Annotated in this window: 16 protein-coding genes; 7 read left to right on the top strand and 9 right to left on the bottom strand. The window is 64.0% G+C overall.

From position 1 onward, the window contains the following. Positions 1-1,179: bifunctional metallophosphatase/5'-nucleotidase (locus G7A66_RS14315; protein WP_232366844.1), on the top strand; the 1,179-nt coding region annotated here is incomplete at its 5' end. A 3-nt stretch (positions 1,180-1,182) separates the two neighbouring features. On the opposite strand, the gene G7A66_RS12565 is transcribed toward G7A66_RS14315, so the two are convergent. The 6 genes from G7A66_RS12565 to G7A66_RS12540 form a co-directional block, all read right to left on the bottom strand. After that, positions 1,183-1,656 (bottom strand): hypothetical protein, encoded by a 474-nt coding sequence (locus tag G7A66_RS12565; protein ID WP_174295955.1) that lies wholly within the window; start codon positions 1,654-1,656, stop codon positions 1,183-1,185. A gap of 77 nt (positions 1,657-1,733) precedes the next feature. Then, on the bottom strand, positions 1,734-2,327 hold the full coding sequence (locus G7A66_RS12560; RefSeq protein WP_332310556.1) for a 1-acyl-sn-glycerol-3-phosphate acyltransferase: 594 nt from the start codon (positions 2,325-2,327) through the stop codon (positions 1,734-1,736). Between the two features lie 28 nt (positions 2,328-2,355). After that, on the bottom strand, positions 2,356-2,925 hold the full coding sequence (locus G7A66_RS12555; RefSeq protein ID WP_174295954.1) for an HXXEE domain-containing protein: 570 nt from the start codon (positions 2,923-2,925) through the stop codon (positions 2,356-2,358). Next, positions 2,922-4,523 carry a carboxyl transferase domain-containing protein gene (locus G7A66_RS12550; RefSeq protein ID WP_174295953.1) on the bottom strand — a complete coding sequence of 534 codons (1,602 nt, stop codon included), beginning with the start codon at positions 4,521-4,523 and terminating at the stop codon, positions 2,922-2,924. Before G7A66_RS12550 ends, G7A66_RS12555 begins: the two co-directional genes overlap by 4 nt. Next, a complete protein-coding gene (locus G7A66_RS12545; protein WP_174295952.1) occupies positions 4,520-4,960 on the bottom strand; it encodes a GFA family protein in 441 nt (146 codons plus the stop codon). The genes G7A66_RS12550 and G7A66_RS12545 overlap by 4 nt, the downstream gene beginning before the upstream one ends. Next, positions 4,960-6,132, bottom strand: coding sequence for an isovaleryl-CoA dehydrogenase (locus tag G7A66_RS12540; RefSeq protein WP_174295951.1), 1,173 nt, complete (start codon positions 6,130-6,132; stop codon positions 4,960-4,962). Before G7A66_RS12540 ends, G7A66_RS12545 begins: the two co-directional genes overlap by 1 nt. A gap of 157 nt (positions 6,133-6,289) precedes the next feature. On the opposite strand from G7A66_RS12540, the gene G7A66_RS12535 reads away from it, so the two are divergent. Genes G7A66_RS12535 through G7A66_RS12525 form a run of 3 tightly spaced genes read left to right on the top strand, consistent with a single transcriptional unit; the run spans position 6,290 to position 10,146 of the window. Beyond that, entirely contained in the window at positions 6,290-7,819 is a 1,530-nt protein-coding gene (locus tag G7A66_RS12535; protein ID WP_174295950.1) for a sensor histidine kinase, read from the top strand. Between the two features lie 49 nt (positions 7,820-7,868). Beyond that, positions 7,869-8,606 (top strand): ATP-binding cassette domain-containing protein, encoded by a 738-nt coding sequence (locus tag G7A66_RS12530; protein ID WP_232366843.1) that lies wholly within the window; start codon positions 7,869-7,871, stop codon positions 8,604-8,606. Next, entirely contained in the window at positions 8,599-10,146 is a 1,548-nt protein-coding gene (locus tag G7A66_RS12525) for an ABC transporter permease/substrate-binding protein (RefSeq protein WP_174295949.1), read from the top strand. Before G7A66_RS12530 ends, G7A66_RS12525 begins: the two co-directional genes overlap by 8 nt. A 3-nt stretch (positions 10,147-10,149) precedes the next feature. Here the strand turns inward: G7A66_RS12525 and G7A66_RS12520 are convergent, their stop codons facing one another. Together G7A66_RS12520 and lgt are read right to left on the bottom strand one after the other, a co-directional pair. Beyond that, positions 10,150-11,232: a class I SAM-dependent methyltransferase gene (locus G7A66_RS12520; protein WP_332310555.1), complete on the bottom strand. Its 1,083-nt coding sequence runs from the start codon at positions 11,230-11,232 to the stop codon at positions 10,150-10,152. Between the two features lie 15 nt (positions 11,233-11,247). Next, positions 11,248-12,129, bottom strand: coding sequence for a prolipoprotein diacylglyceryl transferase (gene lgt / locus G7A66_RS12515; RefSeq protein WP_174296061.1), 882 nt, complete (start codon positions 12,127-12,129; stop codon positions 11,248-11,250). Positions 12,130-12,344: 215 nt separating this feature from the next. Here lgt and G7A66_RS12510 point away from each other — a divergent pair, with 215 nt between their 5' ends. Together G7A66_RS12510 and G7A66_RS12505 are read left to right on the top strand one after the other, a co-directional pair. Continuing rightward, the gene (locus G7A66_RS12510) at positions 12,345-14,039 is read left to right on the top strand and encodes a class I adenylate-forming enzyme family protein (protein WP_174296060.1); all 1,695 of its coding nucleotides are present in this window, start codon (positions 12,345-12,347) and stop codon (positions 14,037-14,039) included. Positions 14,040-14,104: 65 nt separating this feature from the next. Then, the gene (locus G7A66_RS12505; protein ID WP_174296059.1) at positions 14,105-16,888 is read left to right on the top strand and encodes a [protein-PII] uridylyltransferase; all 2,784 of its coding nucleotides are present in this window, start codon (positions 14,105-14,107) and stop codon (positions 16,886-16,888) included. A gap of 14 nt (positions 16,889-16,902) precedes the next feature. On the opposite strand, the gene G7A66_RS12500 is transcribed toward G7A66_RS12505, so the two are convergent. Then, positions 16,903-17,607: a YggS family pyridoxal phosphate-dependent enzyme gene (locus tag G7A66_RS12500; protein ID WP_174295948.1), complete on the bottom strand. Its 705-nt coding sequence runs from the start codon at positions 17,605-17,607 to the stop codon at positions 16,903-16,905. On the opposite strand from G7A66_RS12500, the gene G7A66_RS12495 reads away from it, so the two are divergent. Next, complete coding sequence (locus tag G7A66_RS12495; protein WP_232366842.1) at positions 17,606-18,199, top strand: thiamine phosphate synthase; 594 nt, start codon at positions 17,606-17,608, stop codon at positions 18,197-18,199. The two genes, G7A66_RS12500 and G7A66_RS12495, sit on opposite strands and share 2 nt — an antisense overlap. The last annotated feature ends 20 nt before the right edge of the window (positions 18,200-18,219 follow it).

Here is an 18,219-nt window from a genome sequence, read left to right as displayed (position 1 = left end):
GGCGAACCGCTGCTCCCCGCCACGGGCATCAAGCGATTCGACACGCCGCAGGGCGAAGTGGCGGTCGGGGTTATCGGCCTGACGCTGAAGGACACGCCGATCCTCGTCACGCCCAGCGGGGTCGATGGCCTGACATTTGCTGACGAAGCGGCCACGATCAACGCTTTCGTGCCGCAGCTGGAGGCCGCAGGTGCCGACGCCATTCTCGTCGCAATCCACCAGGGCCTCAGCACTACGGCAGGTTACAATGACGAAGGTTGCGGCGGCATTGCGGGCGCTCTGCTGGGTATTCTCCAGCAGGTGGATCCGCGGGTGGACCTCGTCCTTTCGGGCCACACGCACAATGCCTATGTCTGCGATTACGGCAAGATCGATCCGTCGCGCCCGTTCCTCGTAACCAGTGCAGCCTACGGCGGTTCCATGCTGACGGACATCGCGCTTGAATTCCGCGGCGACCGGCTTGTGGCGAAGAGGGCTGAAAACATCGTGGTCGGTCACGATGGCGATGCGGAGGCAGGCGGTTTTCCACGCTTCGCACCGGATGCGCAGGTTGCCGCCTATGTCGAACGCTATGTCGAAGCCGCGCGCGAGGCCGCCGAACGGCCTGTCGGGCGTTTGTCGGGGGATGCGGTGAAAGGCGCGGGGCTGGGACGGCTGATTGCCGATGCACAGCTCAGCGCGACGCGCGAGGCTGGCGCGCAGATCGCCCTGATGAACAGCGGCGGCATTCGCGCGCCGCTCGCATCCGAAAATGACGGCATCATTACCTTCGGCGATATCTACGCCGTGCAGCCTTTCGGCAATGTGCTGATGACGAAGAGCCTGACCGGAGCGCAATTGTTCGAGGTCCTTGAACAGCAATTCGCCGGCACTGAGGATGAACTACTGTCACCGTCCGCCGGCTTTGCCTTCACCTACGACACGAGCCGCGCGCCAGGGCAGCGCATCCTTTCCGCGACACTGGAGGGTCGGCCCATCCACCCTGCGGCAAATTACCGCGTCACTATGAACAGCTTTCTCGCCAGCGGGGGCGACGGGTTTGCGACATTTGCAGAAGGGACCGAAGCCGTGACCGGGCCGCTCGACCTCGACGCCATGGAGGCATGGTTCGCGATGCAGCCTGTCACGCCTGTGCCGGCCGAGAAACGCGCTGTCGCGGCCGGTAGTCAGCCGCGCTGACGCTTACATGGCGCCGCTGTTCATTGCCTGATTGTCGCGCAAATAGGCCTGCTCCGCATTCATCGGACCGGTCGTGGGCGCATTCTCGTCCGGCAGGCGGTAGATCGCGCCATCGGCAACGGCATAGATCTGGGTTTCACCATCTTCGCGGATGAGGATGCGGCTGTTGTCGGAATACCAGTTGAAGGTGCCGCGCGTTTCGGTGCCGGTCTCGTCACGCATCACATAGGTGTCGTCACCCCCCAGCGTGATCATCCGCTCTCCCTGCGGCGTGGACTGCGCATAGGTACCCTCATAATCGACAGTGCTGCGGGCATCCAGCGGCACCTCGGGATAGGTAACCGGCACTTCCGGCAGTTCGACATTCGCTGGCGACGGCCCTTCGGCCATCTCGGTTTCTGCCGTTTCATTGTCGCCGCAGGCAGCGAGAGCGAGGGCAAGAGGGGCAGCGATAAGAGCGGTTCTGATGGTTTTCATTCGATAATCTCCGGCTGATCGGGTTGCCATTGCAACGACTGAACGCGCGGTTTTGTTTCGGAATTCACGCGGGACGCTCACTTCAGCCGCATATCCAGCCCGGGCAGGACGGTCCTGTAGAAGGCGACGATCCGGGCCATGTCCGCCATATAGTCGCCGGTGAGCGCGATTGGCTCACCCAGGCCGCCGGTGCGATTGTCATAGTCGATCCAGCCAGGGACCACCGGAACGCCGGCGGCCGTGGCGATTCTGTGGAAGCCGCTGCGCCACTCGGTCACTGCCCGCCGGGTGCCTTCGGGCGCGATGGTCAGCAGCAGGCGTTCGTCCGCTGCTTCGGCTGCGGCGAAGCGATCAGCCATCTGCGACACCATATTCGCTTTTCTTGATCGATCGATGGGCAGGCCGCCCATGTCGCGCATGAAGCGCCCCATCGGCCAACGGAACAGGCTGTCCTTGGCCATGAAGTGGGTCGACACATTCAGATCATTGGTCAGACCGAGGTAGTTCACGAAATCCCAGTTCGTGCTGTGCGGCACGGCGATGATCACGGCGCGCTTCACTTGCGGAGCATCGCCCGTCGCTTTCCATCCGCGCATCCGGTACAGTTTCAGCAGCATGGACTGCACGATCCGGGACAAGGATCCGGCGAGGGGCTGACTGCTGCCTGTCACGAAATTCTCCCCATCGGCTCTTCATTCATTACGGGCTGCCGGCGCCGGTGCCAAGTTCGGCGATCAGTTCTCCCAGAGCCCAGAATCCTGTCAACACCGCCGGCAGCAGCAACAGGCCGGTCGCAACCGCCAGCACCATCCCGCCACCGGAGATCAGCCGTAATCGGCTGGCCTCCCAGATAAGGAAAATGCCGAGCGGCAAGGTCGCGGCGCAGGCGGAGACGAGGCCCGGGACATAGCTGCCAGTCGTAAACCCCATGAGAAAATGCGGAAATAGCGCATTGCCTGCGCTCATCGCCGCGATCATGCAGATGATGAAGCAGCCGCGTCTGGTCGGCCGCGCTGTCAGCAGGATAGCGACAGGTACGATCGCGAAAGCGATAAGGCCCCACCGTATGGCCGCCATGGGCGGGAGCGCCGCTCGCAAGCCGAGCCAATCACGCGTCTCGGCGAGGAAATCGGGGTCCAGTGGCAGGGTCCACCATTCCTCGACATTGTGCAGCACGATGGCGAGCGCCATTGCGCGGACCAGCAGCGTGAAACGCGCAGACGACCATGCGGTGCGGCGAGCAGAGGCCGCCGCATCTGGCTGGATCACATCCGGAACACGCCGAAACGCGGCTGCTTCTCGATCGGAGCCTCCAGCGTCGCCGACAGCGCCAGCCCCAGCACGTCGCGGGTCTGGGCAGGATCGATAACGCCATCGTCCCACAGGCGGGCGGTGGCGTAATACGGATTGCCTTCGGTTTCATATTTCTCGCGGATCGGAGCCTTGAATGCTTCCGCTTCCTCTTCCGTCCAGCTGTCGGCGTCGCGATGCACGGTGGCGAGAACGCTGGCCGCCTGCTCACCGCCCATGACCGAGATACGCGCATTCGGCCATGTGAACAGGAAGCGCGGGCTGTAGGCGCGGCCCGCCATGCCGTAATTGCCTGCGCCGAAACTGCCGCCGATCACCACGGTGATCTTCGGCACCTGAGCTGTGGCCACCGCCGTCACCAGCTTCGCACCGTGCTTCGCAATGCCCTCAGCCTCGTATTTCCCGCCGACCATGAAGCCGGAGATGTTCTGCAGGAACAGCAGCGGAATGCCGCGCTGCGCGGCGAGCTGGATAAAATGCGCGCCCTTCAGCGCGCTTTCGGAAAACAGCACGCCGTTGTTTGCCAGTATCGCCACCGGCATGCCCCAGATACGGGCGAAGCCGCAGACCAGCGTCGCGCCATATTGCGCCTTGAATTCGTGAAAGGCGCTGCCATCCACCAGCCGGGCGATCACTTCATGCACGTCATAGGGCGCGCGGACGTCTTCGGGGATCAGGGCGTAGAGATCGTCCGCCGCGAAATTGGGTGCTTGCGGATCGCGCAAGGTCACATCGGGCGTATGCGGCATGCCCAGATGGCTGACGATATCGCGCACAATGGTGAGCGCGTGTTCGTCATTTTCGGCGAGATGATCGACGACGCCTGACTTCTTTGCATGAAGATCGCCGCCGCCAAGATCCTCGGCACTGATCTCCTCCCCGGTAGCCGCCTTGACCAGCGGCGGGCCAGCGAGAAAGATTGTGCCCTGTTCGCGCACGATCACCGTCTCGTCCGACATTGCCGGAACATAGGCACCGCCCGCCGTGCAGCTGCCCATGACGCAGGCGATCTGCGGGATGCCGAGCGAAGACATCTGCGCCTGATTGTAGAAGATGCGCCCGAAGTGATCGCGGTCGGGGAAGACCTCCGCCTGATGCGGCAAATTCGCACCGCCGCTGTCGACCAGATAGATGCACGGTAGCCGGTTTTCCTGCGCGATTTCCTGCGCACGAAGATGCTTTTTCACCGTCATTGGATAATAGGTGCCGCCCTTCACCGTGGCGTCGTTGCACAGGACCATGCATTGTCGGCCCGAGACGCGACCGATGCCGGCGATGACCCCGGCCCCCGCAATATCGCCGCCATACATGCCATTGGCGGCAAGCTGCGCTATTTCAAGGAAGGGCGATCCGGGATCGAGCAGACGTTCGACCCTGTCCCTAGGCAGCAGTTTCCCGCGCGAGACATGACGTTTCCGGCTGCCTTCTGATCCGCCCTTTGCGGTTTCAGACACGCGCTGGTGCAGTTCTTCCGCGAGCCTTCGATTGGTGCGGGCATTCGCCTCGGCAGCGGGGCTGGTTCGATCGAGAGTGGATGTCAGGACAGGGGCGCTCATGCGGCGAGTTCCTCGGCAGGCGATTTGGGGGCTTTGTCGATCGTGTCGATCCACGGCCAGCGATCTTTCCAGAATATGTGCCGCAAATCTTGCGCGCGCGGAAGATCGCGGATCAGACCGCCGCGCAGGCGCAGATTTCCGGGACGGGAGGTTCGGCGGCTGTAGACGGCCGCACCGCAGGTGTCGCAAAACGCCCGGAACTTGCCGGGCGAGCTCTCATACTCACGGATCGTGTCGCGCGCCTCGAAATCGACTGCGGCTTCGTCAACCGGCACAGAAACGTTGAAGGCCGCGCCGGTGCCGCTGCGACATTGATGGCAATGGCACAGCCGTGTCTGGCGCGGAGCGCCCTGCAGGACATAACGCACGCCGCCGCACAGGCATTCACCCCGATATGTCAGCGCATCGCCATCATCCTGCATGCGTTCGGCTGGCATCAGCCGGCAGCCCCGATCAGCTCGCGTCCGATCAGTATCCGGCGGATTTCATTCGTGCCCGCGCCGATATCCAGCAGCTTGGCATCGCGCAGATAGCGTTCCACCGGCCAGTCGAGCGTGTAGCCTGCCCCGCCCAGCGCCTGTACACTTTCCGCCGCGACGCGGAAGGCGTTCTCACTCGCCAGCAGGATGACGCCTGCTGCATCGAAGCGAGTGGTCTGGTCCTTGTCACAGGCCTTGGCCACGGCATATGTGTAGGCGCGGGCCGATTGCAGCGCGACATACATGTCGGCGACCTTGGCCTGCATCAGCTGGAACGAGCCTATGGGTTTCCCGAACTGCGTGCGTTCGCGCATGTAGGGGATAACGGTGTCGAGGCAGGCCTGCATGATGCCGAGCTGGATGCCGGACAGAACAACGCGCTCGTAATCGAGGCCGCTCATCAACACGCCGACGCCGCCATTCTCCGGGCCCATGACATTCTCGTCCGGCACGAAGCAATCGTCGAACACCAGTTCCGAAGTCGGGCTTCCGCGCATGCCCATCTTTGCAATCTTCTGGCCGATGGAGAAGCCTTCCATGTCCTTTTCGATCAGGAAGGTCGTGATCCCCCGGCTGGGCTTGCTGTCCCGGGCTCCGGTCTTGGCATAGACCACCAGAACATCGGCATAGGGCGCATTGGTGATCCAGAACTTCGTGCCAGTGAGGCAGTAGCCGCCGTCGACCTTTTCCGCCTTTAGCTTCATCGACACTACGTCCGAGCCTGCGGCAGCCTCGCTCATCGCCAGGCTGCCCACATATTCGCCGCTGATCAGCTTCGGCAGATATTTCGCCTTCTGTTCGGCATTGGCCCAGCGCGCCACCTGATTGACGCAAAGGTTCGAATGCGCGCCATAGGAAAGGCCGACGCTGGCACTCGCCCGGCTGATTTCCTCGACCGCCACCACATGTTCGAGGTAACCCCAGCCAAGCCCGCCGTCCGCTTCGGGTACCGTAATGCCGTGCAGGCCGAGTTCGCCCATCTGCGGCCACAATTCGCGTGGGAAGCTGTCTTCCCGGTCGGTCTTTTCTGCAAGCGGAGCGACCTGCTCGTCAGCGAAACGGGCCACGGTGTCACGCAGCATTTCGGCATCCTCGCCGAGGTCGAAATCGAAACTGGGGGTCGCGCGCAAGTTGGGTCTCCTTCTTCGCCTTGCGCATAGCGATGCTTGGCGGAAGGCGCAAACCGCGAAGCTGCAGCGGCCAGTGCCATCGACGGCAAGGATTATCTGTCACTATGCCCTTGTTCATATTGGCCCAAGGCCAAATAGCCGCTATGCACGCCGCCAGATGAAGACAACTCCCGATCTACACCCATGGCCGGAGGGCACTCCGCCCGCTGCGGCCATGTGCGGCGAAGAGGCGCGCGCCAGCATCATGGCGCAATATGGGCTCGATTCGCTGGACGACGATGGCGAATTGCAGCAGATCGTCGGATTCGCTGCCCGCCTGTGCGACGCGCCCATCGCCCTGGTGTCGCTGGTGGAGAAGGAGCGCCAGCGCTTCCTCGCTCGCGAGGGCCTGTCCGAAAAGGAAACGCCCCGCCCCACCTCGTTCTGTGCCCATGCGATGTTGCAGGCCGAACCGCTGGTGGTGCCCGATGCGCGGGAGGACACGCGCTTTGACGATAATCCGCTCGTCACCGGGCATCCCAACATCCGCTTCTATGCCGGCGCGCCGCTGATTTCGGGTGAAGGCGCACCGCTTGGTTCTCTTTGCGTCATCGATACCAAGCCCCGTACCGGGGGCTTGAGCCAGATCCAGACCGAGGGGCTGCGCGTCATGGCGGCTGCGGTGATGCGCCGCTTGCGCCATCGGCGCGAGACGCTGGTCTCGGCGCAGAACATCGCTAAGCGCGAAGAGCAGCTTCGGACCCTGATCGACAGCCTGCCGCATATCGCCTTCTCCATCGATGAAGACGGAAAGTTCAATTATCTCAACGCCCGCTTTACCGAACTGACCGGTGCCGCTCATCCCAAGAGGCGCGACGAATGGCTGGACCTCGTTCATGAGGAGGACCGCGAGGCGCTGGCCCGCGAATGGACCGAGGCGATGAAGGAAGGCGCAGGCCTGACCTACGAATTCCGCCTGCGCATGGCCGATGAAAGCTGGCGCTGGGTCGAGGTGAACACGCTCTCCACGGCCAATGGCGAGGAAGAATCGCGGCGCTGGTTCGGCACCATCACGGACCGTGACGATCATCACCGCCACATGCAATCGCGCGAGATGCTAGCCAGCGAATTGTCGCATCGCATCAAGAACATTTTCGCGGTGGTTTCCGGCCTGATCGCCATGCGTGCGCGCCGCTATCCCGATATGAAGGAATTTGCCGACGATCTGAACGGAACGATCCGCGCTCTGGGACGGGCGCATGATTTCGTGCGTCCTGTGGAAGGTGCGAAGGGCGACAGTCTGAACGGTCTGCTGAAGGAACTGATGGCGCCCTATCTTCGCAACGGCGACGACCGCGTGATCCTGTCGGACGGCGATTGTGCCATCGGTCCGCGCTCGGCCACGCCGCTCGCCCTCATCTTCCATGAACTGGCCACCAATTCCGCGAAATATGGTGCCATGTCGGTCGACGAAGGGCAGGTTTGCATCAACTTCGACTGCGACGGCGACGATGCGGAGATCGTCTGGCGCGAACAGCATGGGCCGAAACCGCATCCGCCTGCCGACGATGGCAGCAATGCCGGCTTCGGTTCCCGCCTCGTCAAGATGGCGGTGGAAGGGCAATTGAACGGGCGAATGGAGCATATCTGGCATGACGACGGGCTGGAAGTCCGCTTGAACCTCCCGCTGGCAACGATCGCCAATTAGCGCCCCCGCGCAGTCCGGCGGGCCGCTGCCCGCCCTTTCCATCACGGGCTTGCGCAAGCATTTCGGCGCGGTCCGTGCCGTGGACGATGTAACTCTCGACGTGGCTGAGGGCAGCTTCTGCGCGCTGGTGGGGAAGTCGGGGTCGGGCAAGTCGACGCTGCTGAAGATGGTCAATCGGCTGATCGCTCCCGATGCGGGCACGGTCATCCTCCATGGCGAAAATAGCCTTTCCGGCCCTGCACCCGCTTCGCGGCGGCGGATTGGTTATGTGTTCCAGGACGTAGGCCTGTTCCCGCACATGAAGGTTGCGGAAAACATCGGCATCGGCGGGCGCGTGGCCGGTGTGCCCTTGTCGCGTGAGCGCGTGGCCGAATTACTTGAACAGGTCGAACTCGACCCTTCTCTGGCGGAACGGATGCCGGATGAATTGTCCGGCGGGCAGCGCCAGCGGATCGGGGTCGCACGCGCTTTGGCGCTGGAACCGCCGCTGCTGCTGATGGACGAACCCTTCGGCGCGCTGGACCCGGTAACGCGCGAGGCCCTGGGGCGCAGCGTGCGCGCCCTGCATGATCGTATCGGCCTCACGACATTGATGGTGACGCATGACATGGCCGAGGCCCTGCTGCTGGCGGACAGGGTGCTGGTAATGGACCGCGGCAGGATCGTGGCGGACGAAGCGCCCGCAGCGCTTGTGGCGGGCGCAGGCGGAGAGGAGGCGCAGCAAATGGTGGCGGTGCCCCGCGCACAGGCACGCGCGTTGACCGGGCTGGAGCGCAGCATTGAGTGACATTGCCGCCATTCTGGTGACGCTCGGCCCCAAGCTGGCGCAGCATGTGCTGCTTGCAGGATCGGCACTGGCGCTCGGCATCATCATCGCCTTGCCGCTCGCCGTCTGGGCCAGCCGATCCGCCAGCGTGGCGCGTGTGGCGCTCACCTTCGCAAGCCTCGTGCAGACCATCCCCGCCCTCGCTCTGCTGGCGCTGTTCTTCCCGCTGCTGCTGAGCCTGCGGGCGATTTTCGGCGAGGGGCTGCCGACGCTGGGCTTCTTGCCAGCCCTGCTGGCGCTCGCCCTTTACGCCCTCCTGCCGATCCTGCGGAACGCGGTCACGGCCCGCGAACACATGGCAGCCGGGGTGCTGGAGGCGGCGGACGGCGTGGGCATGACCCCGGCGCAGAAATTGCGCTGGGTCGAAGCGCCGCTTGCCGCGCCCTACATCATGGCTGGCATCCGCACGGCTGCGGTCTGGACGATCGGGGCGGCGACGCTTTCGACGACTGTGGGGCAACCCAGCCTGGGCGATCCGATCTTCGCCGGCCTGCAGACTCAGAACTGGGCCCTGGTGCTGGCCGGCTGCATCGCCAGTGCGGGCCTCGCCATCGTCGCCGACCTGCTCCTCGGCACCGTGGAGCGGGGGTTCCGCTCCCGCGACAGACGCCATAGCCGCTGGATGGTTCGCGGCGGCCTGCTGCTGCTGGCGCTGGGGGTTGCGGCCGCCCTCTGGTCGATGCGCGACCGCAGCGATGAAGGCGCGGCGGTGATCGGGGCGAAGAACTTCTCCGAACAATATATTCTCGCCCGGCTGATCGGGCAGCGCCTGGAAGAGGCAGGTTACGCCGTGCGCTACCGCGAAGGGCTCGGCTCTGCCGTGATCCACCGCGCGCTGGCTTCGGGCAATGTCGACCTCGCCGTGGATTACACGGGTACGCTGTGGACGAACGAATTGCAGCGCGAGGACATGGCCGGGCGCGATGCGATGTTCGAGACGATCCGCGAATGGGAAGAGCGCGAGACGGGGATTCATGTGCTCGGCAGGCTCGGTTTCGAAAACGCCTATGCCTTCGCCATGCGGCGCGACGTTGCAGACCGGCTCGGCATCGAAACGCTGGACGATCTCGCCCGCGAAGCGCCACGCCTGACCATCGGCGGCGACATCGAATTCTTCGAGCGGCCCGAATGGCGGGCGGTGCGGCAGGCCTATGGCCTCGGTTTCGCCGAACAGCGCAGCTTCCAGGCGACCTTCATGTACGACGCGCTGGCCGCTGGCGAGGCGGATGTCATTTCCGCCTACACCTCCGACGGGCGGATCGCGGCGGACGATCTGGTTGTGCTGGAAGACCCGCGCGGGGCGCTGCCAACCTACGATGCCATCCTGATGCTCGCGCCGGGGATTTCAGAAGACGAGGATCTGCTGCGGGTACTGCGCCCGCTGCTGGGGCAGATCGACGTTGCCGCCATGCGGCGCGCCAATCACGCGGTGGACAGGGCGGAGAACAAGCGCAGCCCGGCAGAGGCGGCACGAATGCTGGCGCGTGAAATTACGCGCTAGAGTTTACTCGGGCGCTTCGAAGCCAGCCCCGCCCGGCCAATCGGGCGCGGCCAGCCCCATCACCTTGAACAGCTGCCCCATCTCGTCATCCGCAATCAGCCGGTCGCGCTGAGCACCAAGTTCCGCCTTGTATTGCGGTGCCCTGGCGGCAAGATTCTCGGTTCGCATCCCGATGCCGAGGCTGCGCAGAAAGTCCCCCTGCGTGGTGACGCCCAGAACCCGCAAATTGCGGCTGCGGGCTATGTTGGCCAGTGTCGCAAAATCGACATGCGTAGTCAGATCGGCCTCGCCCGGTGCGGCAAAGGGGCTGAGCTTGCGATGTGCGCGAACCGCCTGCAGGGTCGATCCGGCCTGCGTTTCAGCATAGCCGTAATCGACGATCAGCGCAGCACCGCCCTGATCGCCAAGCCGACCGGCAATTTCATACATCACCGCCGCCGCGCCCGGATTGGTTTCAATGATCGTGCCCTCGGGTGCCTCCTGCCAATCAGAAGGCACGGCGGAATCCATCGGCTGCCCTCCCGCGACGAAGGTGAAATCGTCGCCGTCCAGCCCGACCATCCGTTCCCGCCAGCCTTCGGCCGTCCGCACCATTTGCCGCACTGGCAGCGCGTCCAGGAATTCGTTCGCCACCAGCAGCATCGGCGCGTCCATGGGCACCGTCGAGAGATCGTCATGCCACAGGGCGCCAGATACCGCTTCGGCCTGGCAATCCTTCAGGGCATTGCTCGTTTCCACAAAATGCACTTGCGGACCTAGGCCGTAGCGCCGCGCGGCGCGCAGCGCATCCTTGGCCAATGTGCCGCGGCCCGGGCCGAGTTCGACATAATGCACATATTCCTCGCGCCCGGCCCGCACCCAGAGGTCGGCCAGCCACAGACCGATCAATTCGCCGAACATCTGGCTGATTTCGGGCGCGGTAACGAAATCCCCCTCGCTGCCGAGCGGATCCTTTGCCGCATAATAGCGCGCATTGCTTTCGCCCATGAAATGCGAAAGCGAGATTGGCCCGGTATTGCGGATCAACCGGCGGAATATCGCCCCAAGATCCCGGGGTGCATCCGCCGGTTCATCCTCCACGCTCACTTGCCAAATCCCGCGTCAGGCCGGAGCGGTTTCAGTCGCGCGATAACTCGCCCCGCTCGCCAGCGGCGGACGCATCAGCGCGCGGACCATGACAAACAGGCCGAGCAGTATCAGCGGGATCGTCAGCCACTGGCCCATGCTGAGGCCGGTTCGATAGGCGAAATCGGCCAGTTGGACATCCGGTTCGCGGTAAAATTCGACCGTAAAACGGGCCAGCGCGATGCCGAAGGTGAACACGCCGACAAGCAAGCCGGGCCGGTACCGGGCGCGCGTGCGCCAGAACATGTAGAGCAGCACGACAATCAGCAGCGCGCCTTCCAGCGCCGCTTCGTACAATTGGCTCGGGTGGCGGCCCAGCGGACCCGCACCCGGAAACACCATCGCCCAGGGCACATCGGTGGTGCGGCCCCACAATTCGCCATTCACGAAATTCGCCAGCCGCCCGAACATCATGCCGAAGGGCACGTTGACCGCGATGTAATCCGCAACCCGCAGGAAGCGCAGCCCGCCCTTGCGGCAGACGAAGGCGATCGCCAGCAGCACGCCCGCGACCCCGCCATGAAAGCTCATCCCGCCGGTCCACAGCTTTAGAATGTCGATACTGGTCCAGAGCGAGGGTTCGTAGAAGGTGGCATAGCCGATCCGCCCGCCGAGGATGATGCCGAGCGTGCAATAGAAGAACAGATCTTCCGCATGACGCTGCGCCATGGGAGCGCCCGGGGCCTTGATCATCTTCGTCAAATGCCAGTAACCAAGCGCGATCCCGGCCAGATAGGCGAGCGAATAATAGCGCAAGGTGAAGACGCCGAAATCGATCCCGGGCCGCAGACCGAGCTGCGACCAGACGATCGGCCCGGCCTCTGCCTGGGCCGCGATTGCGGCGGTTACTAGTGACAGCACGTGTTGCACCCCTTAAACAATCTGCATGGGCACAAGGCCTGTTCGCATGTTCGTGTGGCGTGCTATTGCCATAGCAGCACCGCGCTTGGAACCCCATCTGCGCGGTCCGGACATACGGAATGAATATGGGGTGAAACGATACCGGCCGGGTTTGACCCATGCGCGAATTCGCAAAAGCGGATCGCACCGGCCCGGACAAGGAGATGGACTGCATGCCGAGCGAGCTGGACGACACGCTGAACCGAATCATGGACGGATTGACCGGCCCCGGCCAGCTGTTCGAAACCAAGGACGTCGACAACAAGGGCGTCACGATGCCCGCCTTCGTCAACGCTCCGCCCAGCCTGGCGCATTATTTCGCCCATTATTGCAACGAGCACAAGGACACGCCCTTCCTGGTGGACGGGGAAACGCGGCTGACCTTCGGGCAGGCCTATGCCGCCGCGCGGTCGGTGGCTGCCAGCCTCGTCGCCGATCACGGGATCGCCAAGGGTGACCGGGTGGGCATCGCCGCGCGCAATTCCGCCAATTGGATCGTCGCCTACATGGGCATCATCATGGCTGGCGGCGTCGCCACGCTGGTGAATGGTTTCTGGACGGGCGAGGAAATGGCGGACGGCATCCGTCTCGCCGGATGCAAGCTGGTGCTGGCCGATGCGCAGCGCGCCGCCCGGCTCGAAGGGACGGATCACCGCTCGACGGTCGTGACGTTCTCGCACGGTGGGCCGGCTTCGGAAGGTCTGTCTTCCGTCTGGAAGGCGGAGCCGGGTTCCGTCACCCTGCCCGAAATGGCTGCGGACGATCTGGCGACCATTCTTTATACATCCGGTTCGACAGGCCAGTCGAAGGGTGCCTATTCGAACCACCGCAGCGTTATCCACGGCATCTTCAGCTATGTCGCGCAGACGGTGATGAGCCTCGGCTATCTTACCCAGAAGGGCGAAGCACCCTCGTCGCAGCCCTCTGCTCTCGTGGCCGTGCCGCTGTTCCACGTGACGGGCGAGATACCCCTCTTCCTGCAAAGCTACGCCATCGGGCGCAAGCTGGTGCTGATGCCGAAATGGGATGCGAAGGAAGCGATGCGCCTGATGGAAGCGGAAGGCGTAACCTATTTCGTCGGCGTCCCGCTGATGAGCCACGAGATCGCCACCCATCCCGACCGCAAGGATTACGACCTTTCGGAGTGCAAGAGCTTCGCCGCCGGTGGCGCGCCGCGTCCGGTCGATCACGTCAACGCGATCAAGGAAGCCTTCCCCGAAGGCTTCCCGCTGCTCGGCTATGGCCTGACCGAAACCAACGCTGTCGGATGCGGCAATTTCAACGAGAACTATCTCGCCAAGCCGGGTAGTACCGGTTCTCCCAGCCGCCCTCTGGTCGACTTGGCCATTCTGGACGATTCCGGCGCCAGTCTGCCGCAGGGGCAGGTGGGCGAGATCTCGATCCGCTCCATCGCCAATTTTGAAGGATACTGGCAGAACGAGGAAGCGACCCGAGCCGCCTTTACCGACGATCGGTACTTCCGCACCGGCGACCTCGGCTATCTGGACGAGGATGGCTATGTCTTCATCGTCGACCGCAAGAAGGACATCATCATTCGCGGCGGCGAGAACATCGCCTGCATCGAGGTGGAGGAAGCCATTTACGGCCACCCGGACATTGCCGAATGCAGCGTCTTCGGCCTGCCGGACGACCGCTATGGCGAGGTGCCTGCCGCCGTCTATCACGTGAAGGACGGACGCAATCTGGCGCCTGACGATCTGTGCGAATATCTCGAAGCGCGGATCGCCGCCTTCAAGATTCCGCAGTATCTGTGGCAATCGGAAAGCGCGCTGCCGCGCCTTGGCACGCAGAAGATCGACAAGCGCGCCGTCAAGGCCGCCTATCAGGGGCGCGTTTCGGCAACTTGAGCAAACCGGCCGCCTTGCCCGACGCGGACCGGCAACCCAGCCGGAACCTGCCTCCGCGCACGGCGATTATCGACCAGCGTGACGTGATCGACAGGCGAGCCATCGCCGGTCGGATCGCGGAACTTGTCGCCGAAGCCAAGGCGGCCGGACAAAAGAAGGCAGGAGAGGCGGCGCGTCCGCAGGTTCTGGCATTGCTCAAGCAGGCGCTGGAGAATGGCCGCGCCGAACTCGCCCGGCGGCTGGTCGAACGCCCGTCAGCCGGGCACGAAAACGCCGCCGGGCATGCTTTCCTGATGGATCAGCTGCTGCGGCTGGCGCATGATTTCGTCACGCGCGATCTGCTGACCGCCATGTCGCGATCGCCGCGCGAGGTGCTGACCATCATTGCAGTCGGCGGGTACGGGCGGGCCGAAATGTCGCCGCATTCCGATGTGGATGTCGCCTTCGTCACGGGCATGCCAGGCTCGGCATGGTGCGAAAAGGCTGTCGAGGCGATGCTCTACCTGCTGTGGGACCTCGGCCTTAAGATCGGCCAGTCCAGCCGCACGGTTGACGAGACGATCCAGATGGCGATTGCGGACCTCACCATCCGCACCGCGCTTCTGGAAGGGCGCTATGTCTGGGGCGACAAGGCGCTTTATGCCGATGTTTCGCGGCGCTTCTGGGCCGAGGTCGCGGCCGGAACAGGCCGGCAGTTCGTTTCCGAAAAGCTGGAGGAACGCAACCGCCGCCACCAGCGCATGGGCGACAGCCGCTATGTCGTCGAACCCAATGTGAAGGATGGCAAGGGCGGCTTGCGCGACCTGCAGACACTGTACTGGATTGGCAAGTTCATCCACCGCGTGCGCAGCGCCGCCGAACTGGTGGACAAGGGCCTGTTCACTCCTGCTGAATATCGCAGCTTTCGCAAGGCGGAAAGCTTCCTGCTGGCGGTTCGGGCCCATCTGCACACTATCACCGGGCGCGCAGAGGACCGGCTGACCTTCGATCTGCAGCGGCAGGTTGCGACCGCGATGAACTTCGCCGACCGCACCGGCAAGAGCAGCGTCGAACGGTTCATGCAGTTCTACTTCCTGCAGGCGAAGAGAGTGGGATCGCTGACCGGCGTGTTCCTCGCCCATATCGACGAGGAGTTTGCCCAGAAGCGGGCGCGCCGCGGTCTTCTGGCGGGCTTTACCGCCAAGCCGCGCATCGTGAAAGGCTACCGCGTATTCGGCGGCACCATCGCCGCCCCGTCGGACGACTGGTTCCAGAAAGACCCTGTTCGCCTGATCGAGATTTTTCGCATGGCGGAGGAAATGGGGCTGGAAATCCACCCCTCCACCATGCGGCAGGCGGATCGCGACTCTGGTCTCATCCAGGCGGAAATGCGGGAAGACTCCCGCGCCAACGCGCTGTTCCTGGACCTGCTTTCCGGGCGGCGCGATCCGGAAACCGTGCTGCGCTGGATGAACGAAGCCGGGGTCTTTGGCCGCTTCGTGCCGGATTTCGGCAGGGTCAACGCGCAGATGCAGTTCGACATGTATCACCATTACACGGTGGACGAACACACGATCCGCGCCATCGGCCTCGTCTCTCAGATCGAGCGCGGGTTGCTGGCCGACGATCACCCCCGCGCCACCCGCCTGATCCACAAGGTGCAGAGCCGGCGGGCGCAATATGTCGCCGTCTTGCTGCACGATATCGCCAAGGGCCGCGGCGGAGATCATTCCGAACTGGGTGCCGAGATCGCCTACGAACTCTGCCCGCGTTTCGGGCTGGACGATGGCGAGACGCAGCTTGTCGCCTGGCTGGTCCGCCAGCATCTGCTGATGAGCGCGACCGCGTTCAAGCGCGACCTGACCGATCCCAAGACCATCGAGGATTTCGTCGCCCGGGTGCAGAGTATCGAACGCCTGCGCCATCTCGCCATCCTTACCGCTGTCGATATTCGCGCTGTCGGCCCCGGCGTCTGGAACAGCTGGAAGGGCCAATTGCTCGGCGAACTGTTCGACGCCGCGCACGAACGGCTGCGGCTGGGCCATATGCGCCATGGTCGCAGCCAGCGCGTCGCCGCGAAAAAGGAGGCCGTTCGCGCCGCCCTGAAGGACGATGCCGCGCTGCTCGACCGGCATGGCAAACTGTTCGACGATGCCTACTGGATCGCGGAACCGGGCGACATCGCCGCCATGAACATCGTGCAGTACGATGCAGCGCGGCGGATGGAACATGAATTGTCGATCCATACCGAACACTGCCCCGAACGCGGCGCGACCATGGTCAGCGTGATCGCATCTGACCATCCGGGTCTGTTCTATCGCATTGCGGGCGGCATCCACCTGGCCGGTGCCAGCATCATCGATGCGCGCATCCACACCACGCGCAATGGCTGGGCGGTGGACAATTTCATCGTGCAAGACCCGCATGGCGCTCCCTTCAACGATCCCGGCCAGCTCGAACGGATAGAATCATCCATCACTGACGCGCTGGCAGGCCGCATTGCGCTGGTCCCCCGTCTTGCGCAAAGACCCCTTCCCCACAGCCGGGCCAAGGCATTCGAAGTCAAGCCGCAGGTGATTTTCGACAACAAGGCGTCGAACCGTTTTACCGTGATCGAGGTACATGCCCGCGATCGCTCGGCCCTGCTCAACCGCGTGGCGCGCACCCTGTTCGAAAACCGGCTGGTGGTGCGTTCGGCGCATATCACCAATTTCGGCGAACGCGCGGCCGACACTTTTTACGTCACGGATCTCACCGGCAACCGCGTTACGGCCAAGGACCGGCTGGTCAGGCTGGAGCGCGAGTTGCTCGACGCGGTCAGCGACGAACGCCAGGCGGCGCTGGAGCAGGCGGAACTGGAGCAGGCCTGAGCGAGGCTGGCGTGTCAGCCCTGCGCCGGACGTTCGCCGAACAGGGCGCTCCCGACCCGCACATGGGTCGCGCCCAGCTTCACCGCCGTTTCGAAATCGCCGCTCATTCCCATGCTGAGGCCAGTGCCAGTTTCCAGGCCATTGTCGCGAGCGAGCTTGTCGAGCAGCGCGAAGAACGGCGCAGGCTCAATCCCCTGCGGCGGGACGCACATCAGCCCGGCGAGCGGGATATCGGCCAATCGCGCCCGTTCGAGGAATGCCGGAAGCTCGGGGATAGGGCAGCCGCCCTTCTGCGGCTCGTCGCCAATGTCCACCTGCACGAAGCAGGGCACCCGCCGGTCAAGCTTGTCGAATGCCTTGGCGAGCGCCTTGAGCAGACTGTTCCGATCCAGCGAATGAATGCAGTCGAACAGGGCCGCGGCATCCTCCGCCTTGTTGGACTGCAACTGGCCGACCAGATGCAGCTTTACCCCCTCGTATCGTGCACGCATTGCGGGCCACTTTTCCTGCGCCTCCTGCACCCTGTTTTCACCGAAAACGCGGTGTCCGGCATGCAGCAGCGGTTCGATGGCCGCCGCATCATGGGTCTTGCTGATGGCGACCAGCGTGATCTCGTCCGCGTTACGTCCGGCGATCCGCGCTGCGCGCTGGATACGGTGTTCGACGGCCTCGAGCCGGGTGACTGCGCCGGGGCCAATGTCGGGGGCTGCATCGTTCATGACGCAAGCCTATAACGCCTGCATGCCGCCGCGCCAGACCCCTCTCCCGATCCGCTGGCTTCTGAGCGATGCGCGCAATGACGCCGTATTGGAAGATGCCCTTCGCGCCCTGCCGCCAAACTCGGGATTCGTGTTCAGGCACTATCACCTCGATCCTGTCGGAAGGCGCCAGCGTTTCTACGCGCTTTCGGCTTTGGCCCGGCGCTCGGGTCATCTGGTGATCCTGTCTGCCGATGCGGAAACAGCGCGGCAGTGGGGTGCTGACGGCATCTACGGTTCGCCAGAGGTTCTGCCCGCTCCATCCACCGACCTGCTTCGCCTGGCGACAGTGCACGATCAGGGCGAGATGCAGGCGGCAAACGCGGTTTCCGCTGACGCCGCCTTTGTCTCGCCGGTGTTTGCGACCCGGTCCCATGCCGGTGCACCGGTCCTGGGGCCATCAGGGTACGCGCGTCTTGCTGCCCAGGCTGAGATGCCGGTTATCGCGCTCGGCGGCATGACTCCCGAACGCGCCGCAGCGCTCGGCTGCGCCCGCTGGGCCGCCGTGGATTGGGCCTTCGGATGGGTTGGTGCACGATCCGAAAGGCGCTGAGGCCCCAAGGATTCTTGACG

It is taken from the genome of Alteripontixanthobacter muriae, assembly GCF_013336795.1.
GTDB lineage: Bacteria > Pseudomonadota > Alphaproteobacteria > Sphingomonadales > Sphingomonadaceae > Pseudopontixanthobacter > Pseudopontixanthobacter muriae.
This window is presented reverse-complemented; position numbering and strand designations above follow the sequence as displayed.

What these genes read in the sequence shown, in the direction of transcription:
- G7A66_RS12550 (WP_174295953.1), bottom strand. Translation starts at nt 4,523, where the DNA reads ATGAGCGCCCCTGTCCTGACATCCACTCTCGATCGAACCAGCCCCGCT.
- G7A66_RS12495 (WP_232366842.1), top strand. Translation starts at nt 17,606, where the DNA reads ATGACGCAAGCCTATAACGCCTGCATGCCGCCGCGCCAGACCCCTCTC.
- G7A66_RS12565 (WP_174295955.1), bottom strand. Translation starts at nt 1,656, where the DNA reads ATGAAAACCATCAGAACCGCTCTTATCGCTGCCCCTCTTGCCCTCGCT.
- G7A66_RS12510 (WP_174296060.1), top strand. Translation starts at nt 12,345, where the DNA reads ATGCCGAGCGAGCTGGACGACACGCTGAACCGAATCATGGACGGATTG.
- G7A66_RS12535 (WP_174295950.1), top strand. Translation starts at nt 6,290, where the DNA reads ATGAAGACAACTCCCGATCTACACCCATGGCCGGAGGGCACTCCGCCC.
- G7A66_RS12500 (WP_174295948.1), bottom strand. Translation starts at nt 17,607, where the DNA reads ATGAACGATGCAGCCCCCGACATTGGCCCCGGCGCAGTCACCCGGCTC.
- G7A66_RS12545 (WP_174295952.1), bottom strand. Translation starts at nt 4,960, where the DNA reads ATGCCAGCCGAACGCATGCAGGATGATGGCGATGCGCTGACATATCGG.